Genomic DNA, 11,442 nt, shown 5'->3' on the forward strand with positions numbered 1-11,442 from the left:
TAGACTATCTCCGCACCGCAGCCAGCGGCCGCAGCAGCTTCATTCCCATGGAAGTCCGCAGCATGGCCGAGGAGGGCGCCCGTCCCGAGGGCGAGGGCGTGATAGGCCCCATCTCCCAGTTCGTGCGCATGAACGACGACTACCGCAACATCGCCGGCTATCTCATGAACGACGTGGTCCTGGTGGAGGACCTCGAACGCGCGCTGGGGCTCTGGCGCACGGGCCGCTACAACAAGACCTTCGTGACGCGCGACGGCTGCGTGGTCGATCCCTCCGGCGTCATCAGCGGCGGGTCGAGCGCCGGCGTCGAGGAGCAGCTCGTGGCCCAGAAACGCAGGGCGAAGGAGCTCGCGGAAGAGGTCGGCCGTCTCTCGGGCGAGTTCACCCGCGCCGAGGGCGAGGCCGCGAAATTGCGCGATCGCGTGAAGTCGATAGAGGAGCACCTGGAGGGACTGCGCCGCGATTCGCACGGCGAGGACATAAAGTTCGTCAGCCAGGAGCGCGATTGCGAGAGACTCGATGAGGAGAAGAAGAGGCTCGAGGCCGAGCGCGATTCACTCACGGTCGAGAGCGCGGCTCTGGCCGAGGAGCTGCGCAGGATAGAGAACGAGAGCATCGAGGCGGAGCTGGCGCTCGAAGCGCACCGGACTGATCGCAGGGAGGCTGAGGCCCGTCTCGCCGAGTCGCAGGAGACGCTCTCGACGGTGACCACGGAGTTGGGCGGCCGCGACCAGAAGCTCACCGATTTCAAAGTGGAGTTGGCTCAGGCCGAGGAGAGGCAGGGATCGGCGGCCAGGGAGCTGGAGGGGCTGATACTCCAGAAGAAGATATCGCTGCTCGCCGCGGGCCGGCGTTCCGCGGAGTTCTCTCAGTCGGAGCAGCGCGACAAGGTGCTCGAACGCGAGCTGGAGTCGCTCAGGGTCGACATGGATCTCGCCGTAAGGGCGGTGGCGAAGCTCTCCGAGTCGCAGCATGTCTGCCAGGAGCGCTACGACCAGGGCCAGTCAGCTCTGCGCGAGAAGGAGCTGTCGATACGCGACGTCCGCCGCCGCCACGACGACGCCCTCGCTAAGGTCCACGGGCTCGAGCTCAAGCTGACGGAGATGAGGGCCGGCGAACGATACCTCGTGGACGGCATCCGCGAACGCTATCATCTGGACCTTCCGTCGATCGAGTCGGAGTATTACACAGAAGGGCTCGATCTCGAAGCCGAGGAACAGGCGGTCGCGGAACTCAAGGACAAGCTCGACAATATAGGGCCGGTGAACGTCGACGCCATCAAGGAATTCGACGAGCTCTCCGAGAGGCAGGTGTTCCTCTCCAAGCAGCACGAGGACCTCTCCCTCTCGCTCGAGAACCTCTCCAAGGCGATCAACAAGATCAACCGCACCAGCCGCCAGCGCTTCGGAAGGGCCTTCGAGGCGGTGAACGAGCAGTTTTCCGCGCTCTTCCCCAAGCTCTTCCGCGGAGGCAGGGCGAGCCTCGTGCTCACCGACGAGGAGAACCTGCTCGAGACCGGCATCGAGATCGTCGCTCAGCCCCCGGGCAAGAAGCTGCAGTCGATAACCCTGCTCTCCGGCGGAGAGAAGGCGCTCACCGCTGTGGCGCTCATCTTCTCCATATTCCTCATCAAGCCGTCGCCTTTCTGCCTGCTCGACGAGGTGGATGCGCCCCTTGACGACGCGAACATCGACCGCTTCAACGACCTCATACGCTCCATGACTCCGCACTCGCAGTTCATACTCATCACGCACAACAAGCGGACCATGGAGCTCGCGGACCTGCTCTACGGCGTCACTATGGAGGAGGCCGGCGTCTCCAAACTCGTCTCTGTGCGTCTGGCCAAGGACAGGGACGAGGAGAACAAGGTCGCCTGAATTCCGTGAATCGAATCTATATCATCGCAGGGTTTCTAGGTCTGGCCGCAATGTTCTGTGCCTTCATCGCCGCCAGGAAGAGGAGGGCCGGTTCCGCCCCTCTGACGGTGAGCGCCCCCATGCGCCTCGGTTTCAGCGGTGGGCTGGCCGCGCTGCTCGGCCGCGGGTCGCTGAACGACGGTTTCTGGTCCGAGCTGGAGTCCGCGCTCATCTCCGCAGACGCAGGACTTCCCGTCACCCAGCACCTGATGGCCAGCGTGAAATCCCAGAGCACGCCTGCGGAGGTAAGGCGGAAACTCGCCGATGAGATGATCGGCATGCTGCGCAAAGGCCGGGCGCTTGAGCAGGGCAGGCCGCACGTCGTGGTGGTGCTGGGTGTGAACGGCGTCGGCAAGACCACCACGATCGCCAAACTGGCACGCGCGCATATCGACGAGGGGAGACGGGTGCTGCTGGTCGCGTGCGACACGTTCCGCGCCGCTGCGACGGAGCAGCTCGCGGAGTGGGCGAAGAGGCTCGGCTGCGAGATCGTTTCGCAGCAGCCGGGCGCGGACCCTGCCTCGGTCGCGTACGACGGCGTCGCCAGGGCCGCGGCCAGGGGCCATGAGGTGGTCATCATAGACACAGCGGGCAGGCTGCACACGAAGCAGAATCTGATGGAGGAGCTCAAAAAAATATCGCGCGTTACGGGTAAGGCGTGCCTTGGCGCGCCTCACGAGAAGATCGTGGTGATCGACGGCACGGTAGGGGGAAATGGGCTCGCGCAGGCCCGCGAATTCCACGCCGCGGTCGGGCTCACGGGGGCCGTGGTGACCAAGCTCGACGGGACCGCCAAGGGCGGGGTCCTGCTCGCGATCTCGCGCGAGCTGGGTATCCCCATCACCCACGTCGGCGTGGGCGAGGGGATTCGCGATCTCAAACCGTTCGACGCGAGGGAGTTCGTCGACTCCATCATCGCATGAGGATATCCATAGAAAAGATGGTCCACGGCGGCATGGGGCTGGGCAGCGCGGACGGCCTCAAGGTCTTCGTTCCTTTCTCCGCGCCAGGGGATCTCCTGGAGGTCGAGGCCACGGCGGAGCGCCACGGCTTCGTCGAGGCCAAGATCATCTCGATAGAGAAGCCCGCACCCTGCAGGGTCGAACCCCGATGCCCGGTCTTCGGCCGATGCGGAGGCTGCCAGTGGCAGCACATGGAATACGCCGAGCAGCTCAAGTGGAAGCGGCTCATCCTCGTCGAGCAACTCGAGCGGATAGGTAAGGTGCGCGATCCCAACGTGTTGTCCCCGATCCCTTCGCCTGCGCAATGGCACTATCGGAATCGCATGCAGCTTCACGTGGATTCGAAGGGCCGCGTGGGTTTCTACAGGCCGAAGTCCAAGGAGGTCGTGGAGTTCTCGGAGTGCGCGATTGCGGCGGAGGATCTGAACCGCGAGCTCAACCTTCGCAGGGAGGAATTCTCCAGGCGCGACCGAGGGATCGCGCTCAGGCTGAGCCCGGGCGGCGCTTTTTCGCAGATCAACAGCGGCCAGAACGAGAACCTGAAGAGGCTCGTCTGCGAATGGCTCATGGATGTCCCGCACGAGAGCGTGCTGGAGCTGCATGCCGGCTCGGGAAACTTCTCTTTCGCCCTCGCGGGCGTGGCGGGCGAGGTCGTTGCGACCGAGATCGACGGCCGCGCGGTGGAGGCGGCGGAGAAGGCGCAGGCCGAGCTGGGCCTCTGCAACCTGGAGTTTCGAAGGATGAGCGCCGAGCGCGCGGTCCGGCGCTTCGCCGGCGGCAGGGACGCGCTCCTGCTCGATCCGCCACGGAAGGGGTGCCCCGAGGCGATCGACGCCATCGTCCGCGCCGCCCCCAGGACCGTGCTGTACATATCGTGCGATCCAGCCACGCTTTCCCGCGACGTTCACGCGCTCGTGAGCTCGGGCTATGATCTCGTCCGAGCGGCGCCGGTGGACATGTTCCCCCAGACCTTCCACATCGAGGCCCTTGCCATGCTGGCGCGCAGATGACCGCGCTTGACAATCAAGTCACTTTTGATAGAAGTATCCAACTTTTTTATTGATTCAGGATACTTAGGATCGTCTCTGCGGGAGTTCATCGAAAGGGGTGATTTCAGATGCCGGGAATCAGAGTCCGCGACGGAGAGACCTTTGAACAGGCCCTTCGCCGTTTCAAGAAGCAGTGCGAGAAGGCGGGGATACTCTCGGAGGTGCGCAAGCGCGAGTACTATGAGAAGCCCTCTGTGAAGGAAAAGCGCAAGCGCGAGGCTGCGAAGAAGAAGAAAGTCCGTCGTTTCTGATGTCGCCCTGTGAAGGGCTTCTAACATGGGGGCGAGGCGTGTCTCTGAAGCAGAAGATCAACGAGCAGACGAAGGCGGCGATGAAGTCGAGGGAGCCACTCAAGGTGGACTGTCTCAGGTTCATCTCTTCCGCCATCAAGAACAAGGAGATCGAGAAGCGCGGGGAGCTCGACGACGTCGAGATCTCCAAGGTGCTTGCAACCCTCGCGAAACAGCGCGGCGAGTCGATCGAATTGTACAAAAAAGGCGGCCGCCTGGAGCTCGTTGAAAAGGAAGAGGCCGAGCTCGCAATTATTCAATCTTTTCTTCCCAAGCCCCTATCCGACGAGGAGCTGGCAAAGGCGGTGGCAGAGACCATCGCCGAGGTCGGCGCCGCGGGTCCGGCAGACATGGGCAAGGTCATGAAGGCGATCGGGCCCAAGACCGCCGGCCGCGTCGACGGCAAAAAGGTGAGCGAAGCGGTCAAGGCCATGCTCTCGGGGAAATAGGGCTGCGTTCAAAGGCGATCGATGTTCACGAAATCGACCCTTGATGAGATAAGGGAGCGCGTTTCAATCGCCTCGCTCATCGGCGAGCGTATCCCTCTGAAGAGGGCGGGCCGCAATCATACGGGCCTGTGTCCCTTTCACAAGGAGAAGACTCCTTCTTTTTCCGTCAGCGACGAGAAGGGAATATATCACTGCTTCGGCTGCGGCGCAGGCGGGGATTGCTTCCAGTTCCTCATGCAGTTCGACGGGGTTTCGTTCGCTGAGGCGGTCGAGCAGCTCGCGAAGAAGACGGGCGTCACCGTGGAGCGCGATCTCGCCCCCGGCCAGATCGCCCAAGAAGACGCAAGACAGAAGAAGAGGCGGCAGCTGTTGCGCGTGAACGACATCGCGCGGGACTTCTTTGCAGAGCAGCTCTTTGACGACAAAAAAGGGGGGGGTGCGAGGAAGTATCTGCAAGACCGCGGAATCAATGAAGATATTTCAAAGCAACATTTTCTGGGACTTGCCGACAACTGCTGGGACTCGCTGGCCTCGCACCTGAAGGCAAAGGGAGTCCCTGATGCGCTGGCGATCGAGCTCGGTCTCATCAGGCCGCGAGACGGAGGAGGCCACTACGACTTCTTCCGCAGCCGCGTCATGTTTCCGATCATGTCGCCGCGCGGCGACGTGATCGGATTCGGCGGCCGCGCGCTGGGCACGGACGAACGCGGAGAGGCTCAGGCTAAGTATCTCAATTCGCCGGATTCGACGATCTATCACAAGTCGAGCATAGTCTACGGGCTCGACAGATCGGCTCAGCCGATCCGCTCTCTGGATCAGGCTATACTGGTGGAGGGCTATATGGATTTCATCGGCCTCCATCAACACGGGTTTGAAAATGTGGCCGCGCCTCTGGGCACCGCCCTCACCGAAGGCCATGTCGCGACGCTTGCCCGTTACACGCGCAACATGGTCGTCATCTTCGACGGCGACGAGGCGGGCAAGAGGGCTGCGCTCAGGGCGCTCGGTGTTTTCCTGGAGTCGGGGATAATGCCGCGCGTGGTGATATTGCCGTCGGGCGAAGATCCCGATTCCCTGGTCAGAAAAGAGGGGGCCGATGCGTTTCGCGCCAGAGTCGAAAGGGCGGCCCCGCTGTTCGAGCACTTCGTCGATCTGACGGTCGGCGAGACCGGGAGCGATTCCGCAGGCAAGCTTGCGGCGTTGCAGAGGATAGCGCCGATGCTCCGCAGGGTCGAAGGCGAGATCGAGTCCTCGGTGCTCAGGCAACACGTGGCGCGCAGGCTCGACATGACGGAATCGATCGTCGTCCGCGCCGTGGGCAAAGGCCGCGGCGTCGCTGCCGATGAGAAGTCGCACGGAACCGTGCAGGAGGTCCGGGGAAGCGACAGTTCCCTGGAGAGGCTGCTCATAAGGACGATGCTTGCGCATCCGGCTACGGCGCCGCAGGTGTTCACGAAGGTGGCGGCCGCGGACTTCGTCGACGAATGGTGCCGCACGGTGGCTGGGATCCTGGCCGAATCGTCGGCGGGCGGAAAGACGCCCGACGTGAACTCGATGATCGGAGGCATCTCCGACGACGAACTGGCCTCCGCAGTCCGCGCGTTGGCCATGGAACAGCACGGCCTCACGGACGAGGAGGCGGAGGACGTGGCCGGAGATTGCGCGAGGAAAATAGCGGATCGGCCGGCGCAGGCGAGAATAGAGGCGATAAACGAAGACATCATCCGTGCGCAGAGCGAAGCGGACGAGGGAAAAATAACGAAGCTGCTCGCAGAGAAGAGCGAGCTCGTATGCCGGATTCACAGGCGCACGGGAACAGGAGGACGATGAACACCGCGATGCCGAACAACCCGCAACAGAAGGCTGCCCCGGTCTCGGCCGATATCGAGGAGGTGAAGAACCTCATCTCCGCCGGCAAGTCCAAGGGATATCTCACCGTCGAGGAGGTGAACGACGCGCTGCCAGCCGACATGGTCACGTCGGCGCAGCTCGACGACGTGCTCACCATTTTCGACGATATGGACATCGAGATCGTGGACAACGAGGAAGAGGGCAAGAACCTCAAGGACCGCGCCCCTATCAAGGACAAGATAGGGGAGAAGGTTGCGGCCCTTGAGCCTGGTCCCGACTACGGCGTGCGCAGCATCGACCCGGTGCGCATGTACCTGCGCAAGATGGGCCAGGTCGCGCTGCTCACGCGCGAGGGCGAAGTCGAGATCGCGAAACGCATCGAGCGCGGTCAGAACGAGATGATCGGCATACTGCTCTCAAGCCCTCTGGGCGTCTCGCGGATCGTCGCCCTTGGCGAAGACCTGCAGCGCAATCGCATACGCGTGGTCTCTGTGGTCAGGGACGCCGAAGACCTCGACGAGGCGGATATCGAGGAGTTCGACGAGACAGGCCACCGCACCCGCATCCTAAAATTGATGAGCAAGGTTCGCGCCCTGGACAGGACGAGGAGGGACTCCTTAAAGAAGATCGGCCGCGCCAGCTCCTCCAAGAAGCTCAAGGACGGATGCAAGGAGAAGGTGACCACGCTCCAGGACAACATGCTCGAGTGTTTCAAGGAGATGCAGCTCTCCACCAGGACGGTCAACGGCATCGTCGAGGCGTTCCACCAGGTGATCGAGCAGGCCGAAAAATACCAGCGCATGATACACAACTTCGCAAAGCAGCTGCGCTGCAAGGATGAGGAGCTGCGCGAGCGCATGAAGGAGTTCAAGCGGACCGATTATCAGCGCCGCAAGATCGTGAAGGAGACGGGCCTTTCGCGCGAGGCGGTGGCCGAGATCATAAAAGAGTTCGAGAGCGTGCAGTCCGAGAAGAACCAGCTAGAGAAGAGCGCCGGCCAGAGCATCGAGGAGCTGCGCACGACCTACCGCGAGATCAAGCGCGCGGAACAGTTCGCGGAGCGCGGCAAGAGCGAGATGATCGAAGCCAACTTGAGGCTCGTCGTCTCCATAGCGAAGAAGTACACGAACAGGGGGCTCCAGTTCCTGGATCTGATCCAGGAGGGGAATATCGGCCTCATGAAGGCGGTCGACAAGTTCGAATACCGCCGCGGCTACAAGTTCTCCACGTACGCGACGTGGTGGATCAGGCAGGCCATAACGCGCGCGATCGCGGACCAGGCGCGCACGATCCGCATACCGGTGCACATGATTGAGACCATCAACAAGCTCGTGCGCACCTCAAGGTATCTGGTGCAGGAGCTGGGCCGCGAGCCCCTGCCCGAGGAGATAGCGCTCAAGATGGAGCTGCCGATAGAGAAGGTCCGCAAGGTGCTCAAGATCGCGAAGGAGCCGATATCGCTCGAGACGCCGATCGGCGAGGAGGAGGACAGCCATCTGGGCGATTTCATCGAGGATAAGTCGGTGGTCTCGCCGACCGATTCGGTCGTCAACATGAGCCTCTCCGACCAGACGAGGCAGGTGCTCGCGACGCTGACGCCGAGGGAGGAGAAGGTCCTCAGGATGAGATTCGGCATCGGGGAAAAATCCGACCACACGCTCGAAGAGGTGGGCCGCGACTTCTCGGTCACCCGCGAACGCATAAGGCAGATAGAGGCTAAGGCGCTGAGGAAGCTCAGGCACCCGAGCAGGGCCAAGAAGCTCCGCAGCTTTATCGAGTGGTGATATACGGGAAATGAGGGGAGGAGAGATGCAGGTATCGCGGGAGCTGGATTACGGCATCAGAGCGATGGTGGTCTTGTCCGCTCACGAGAGGGAGGTCCTCTCCAAGAGGACGATCGCCGGCGAGTTTCGTATCCCTGTCAATTTTCTCGCCCTGATATTGCCCAAGCTCGTGCGCTCCGGGCTCGTGGAATCGCTTCCCGGGCCGAAGGGGGGCTACAGGATCGCGAAGCCAGCTTCGAAGATATCGATGTACGACGTGGTGATCGCCATCGAGAACGAGGTGGCGTTCAACCGTTGCCTCGCCGTCAAACCCAGCTGCGAGTCCAAGGGAAACTGCCCCGTGTCGCTGGTCTGGAAAAAACTCCAATGCGACGCGATGGATTATCTCAAGGGCGTGACGTTCGAAAGTCTGGCGACTAATTTTGAGAAGTCTTTATAGTTCGTCCGAACCGGGGGATCATATGAAAAAATGGGCTCTCTGGGCGGCGATCGCCGCCGCTGTCCTTGGCCTCGTCTCCGCAGCTCTCGCCACCTTCCAGCGCTTCAGGATCTATCGGGAGGGGCTCGAGAAACCCAGCTTTTGCGCGTTCAGTGAGACGGTAAACTGCGACACTGTGAACGCCAGCTCCTACTCGGAATTCCTGGGCGTACCGATCGCCTGGTGGGGTGTCTGCTTCTATGCGGCGATCGCTGGGCTGGCGCTCTTCGCCGCCCTCTCCAGGAAAGACAAGCGGGCCACGGTCTCGGCCGCCTGGTTCATGTCCTGCGGCGGCATCGCATACAGCGCATTCCTCGCCTACATATCCTTCTTCGTGCTCCGCGTCCTCTGCGTCGAATGCATGGCCATGTACCTGGCAAACATCCTGCTGTTCTTATTTCTGTTCGCAGCACTGGGCATCCCGGTCGGATCGGCCGCAAGATTCGTAAAGGATTACGCGCTGGCCGTCTTCGGCAGGCGCTCGAATCTCGGGTTCAGCCCGGCGGTCGTCCGACACGCCGTAGCGGTCGGCGCCGTGTTCTTCGTGGGCTGGATCGCCATCTCGCAGGTGCAGGCAAAGGGCGGGGCCGGGATGTCCAAGACCGGACTCGACGAGAAGGTGAAGGCCTTCTCGATGCAGTCGCTGAGCGAGATCGAGATCGATCCCGAATGGCCGGTGTGGGGGAATCCCGACGCAGCGGTCACGTTGGTCGAGTTCAGCGAGTATCAATGTCCGTTCTGCAGGATGGCGGCTTTCAACGTGAAGCCGTATCTGAACGAGTTCAAGGGTGACATCCGCTATTATTTCGTCAATTTTCCGCTGGACAACAGCTGCAACGACGACATGGAAAGGCCCATGCATCCCTACGCCTGCTATGCGGCCAGGGCTGCGTACTGCGCTGAAAAGCGAGGGGACTTCTGGGCCTTCCACGACGACCTCTTCAGGTCGCAGGCCGGCATGAACGAGGAGAAGATCCTGGGGCTCGCCGAGAAGCGCGGCTGGGACAGGGAGGATTTCCTGGGCTGCGTCAACTCGCCAGAGGCGGACGAGAGCGTGAGGAGGGATATAGAGGCCGGCAGAAAGATCTATATCACGGGCACGCCGACGCTCTATCTCAACGGGCGAAAGCTCAAGTATTGGCGCGATTCGAAATATCTGCAGGCGCTGGTCAAACAGGAAATCAGGAAAGCGAAGAAACAGGGTCGCTGAGCGTCATTTCCTGTTGCTCTTGATCCCGAATTTCGCTTCGATCTTCTCGTAGTAATCTATGATGCTCCGCACGTACGTCCTCTTGTTCCTGTAGTCGGCCGGGTAGAAGCTGCGTTTGAATCCGTAGATGATGAGGTCTTTCAAATTCTTGGGCGCTATCTCGAAGTTGGAGGCCGCGAGTTCGATCTCATCGGTCACCGTGGTGTTGGATATGAGCCGGTTGTCCGTGCAGAAACTGACGGAGAGCTGCTTTGCCAACATCTCCTTGAGCGGATGCTTGTCGATGGACTTTATCCGAGGCATGGTCTGCAGGTTCGAGGTGAGGCAGACCTCTACGGTGATGCGGCGGTCCGCGATGTATTCCCACAGTTTGCGCACGTAGGTCTCTTTCTCTTCCTTAGTGGGCAGATCGACCATCTCCGCGTCGAAGAGATGGGTGCCGTGGCCTATGCGGTCCGCATGGCAATCGGTTATTGCCTGGAAGATGGAGGCCGGACCGTACGCTTCGCCGGCATGGACCGTCTTCTTCATGAAGTTTTTGTGCGCCAGGTCGTAGGACTCGCTGTGCTTCTCGGCCGGATACCCGTGTTCAGCCCCCGCAAGATCGAAGCCCGCGATCGGTATTCCCAGATCGTCGCGTGCGTGTATGAGCGTGCGTACGAGGTCCTGCGATGCGAGCGCCTGGAGCTCGTCCATCGGCATGTAGGGATGTATCTCCACGAGCCTCCTGTAGTACGAGGCCGACTGCGCGTCGAACATGCGCATGGCGCAGCCGATGATGCCGTAGTGGAATTGCGGCTCTCCGCCCGATCTTATCTCCGGCTTCGAGTTTATCTCTTCCTCGGCGCGCTGCATCCCCCGGTTTACGAATTTGAGCACGTCGTCCGCGTTCATCGAGGGGTTCGCGTGCAGCTGCGGCGCGAAGCGCACCTCGAGGTATCGCACCCCCTCTGCGAAGTTGTCCAAGCACAGCTCGTAAGCCGCGCGTTCCAGCGCCTCGGGCGTCTGCAGCACTGCCGTGGTGTACTGGAACCCCTGGAGGTAGTCGACGAGGTCGCGATAGCGGTTTTTGAAGACGCTCTTGCGGAGCCCTTCCTCCGTGTACGAGGGCAGCGCGATCTGCTGGTTCTTCGCGAGCTCTATCAGCGTATCGAGTCTGAGGCTCCCGTCCAGGTGAACGTGGAGGTCGGTCTTGGGTATTGCGAGCAGAAACTCCCGAGGGTATTTTGTCATTTAAGATGTCTCCTCATTCGTCTGTTTTTATCGGCATGCTGCTTTTGCTTTCGGCCTCGTATATTGCGAATTCGCCGGAGAGGGCGGCGTCGCGCATGATCTCCACCGACTTCGACGGGTCGCAGCCGTGCCTTGCGGGGCAGGCGGCGATCACGTGTATGAATCTGAATCCCCGGAGCGATCGCGCCTTCTTGAATTTGCCGTCGAGATCCATGGGAAG

General features: G+C 61.5%; 11 protein-coding genes. 9 read left to right on the forward strand and 2 right to left on the reverse strand.

What is annotated here, in order from left to right; all coding sequences use genetic code 11:
• The 9 genes from WC683_17100 to WC683_17140 form a co-directional block, all read left to right on the forward strand.
• Positions 1-1,877: chromosome segregation protein SMC (locus WC683_17100; GenBank protein ID MFA4974325.1), on the forward strand; the 1,877-nt coding region annotated here is incomplete at its 5' end.
• A gap of 5 nt (positions 1,878-1,882) precedes the next feature.
• Positions 1,883-2,839 (forward strand): signal recognition particle-docking protein FtsY, encoded by a 957-nt coding sequence (ftsY, locus tag WC683_17105; GenBank protein ID MFA4974326.1) that lies wholly within the window; start codon positions 1,883-1,885, stop codon positions 2,837-2,839.
• On the forward strand, positions 2,836-3,888 hold the full coding sequence (locus WC683_17110) for a class I SAM-dependent RNA methyltransferase (GenBank protein ID MFA4974327.1): 1,053 nt from the start codon (positions 2,836-2,838) through the stop codon (positions 3,886-3,888). The genes ftsY and WC683_17110 overlap by 4 nt, the downstream gene beginning before the upstream one ends.
• Before the next feature lie 107 nt (positions 3,889-3,995).
• Positions 3,996-4,178, forward strand: coding sequence for a 30S ribosomal protein S21 (gene rpsU / locus WC683_17115; GenBank protein MFA4974328.1), 183 nt, complete (start codon positions 3,996-3,998; stop codon positions 4,176-4,178).
• Between the two features lie 38 nt (positions 4,179-4,216).
• A complete protein-coding gene (locus tag WC683_17120) occupies positions 4,217-4,666 on the forward strand; it encodes a GatB/YqeY domain-containing protein (GenBank protein MFA4974329.1) in 450 nt (149 codons plus the stop codon).
• Positions 4,667-4,687: 21 nt separating this feature from the next.
• The gene (gene dnaG, locus WC683_17125) at positions 4,688-6,496 is read left to right on the forward strand and encodes a DNA primase (protein ID MFA4974330.1); all 1,809 of its coding nucleotides are present in this window, start codon (positions 4,688-4,690) and stop codon (positions 6,494-6,496) included.
• A complete protein-coding gene (rpoD, locus tag WC683_17130) occupies positions 6,493-8,301 on the forward strand; it encodes an RNA polymerase sigma factor RpoD (protein MFA4974331.1) in 1,809 nt (602 codons plus the stop codon). Before dnaG ends, rpoD begins: the two co-directional genes overlap by 4 nt.
• 25 nt (positions 8,302-8,326) lie before the next feature.
• Positions 8,327-8,740 carry an Rrf2 family transcriptional regulator gene (locus WC683_17135; protein MFA4974332.1) on the forward strand — a complete coding sequence of 138 codons (414 nt, stop codon included), beginning with the start codon at positions 8,327-8,329 and terminating at the stop codon, positions 8,738-8,740.
• A 22-nt stretch (positions 8,741-8,762) separates the two neighbouring features.
• Positions 8,763-9,989, forward strand: a complete 1,227-nt coding sequence (locus tag WC683_17140; GenBank protein MFA4974333.1) for a vitamin K epoxide reductase family protein — start codon at positions 8,763-8,765, stop codon at positions 9,987-9,989.
• A gap of 3 nt (positions 9,990-9,992) precedes the next feature.
• On the opposite strand, the gene WC683_17145 is transcribed toward WC683_17140, so the two are convergent.
• Positions 9,993-11,222: an adenosine deaminase family protein gene (locus WC683_17145; GenBank protein MFA4974334.1), complete on the reverse strand. Its 1,230-nt coding sequence runs from the start codon at positions 11,220-11,222 to the stop codon at positions 9,993-9,995.
• Positions 11,223-11,235: 13 nt separating this feature from the next.
• Positions 11,236-11,442 (reverse strand): hypothetical protein (locus tag WC683_17150; GenBank protein ID MFA4974335.1); only part of this gene is annotated, 207 nt, incomplete at its 5' end.

It is taken from the genome of bacterium, from assembly GCA_041648665.1.
Lineage (GTDB): Bacteria > UBA10199 > UBA10199 > 2-02-FULL-44-16 > JAAZCA01 > JAFGMW01.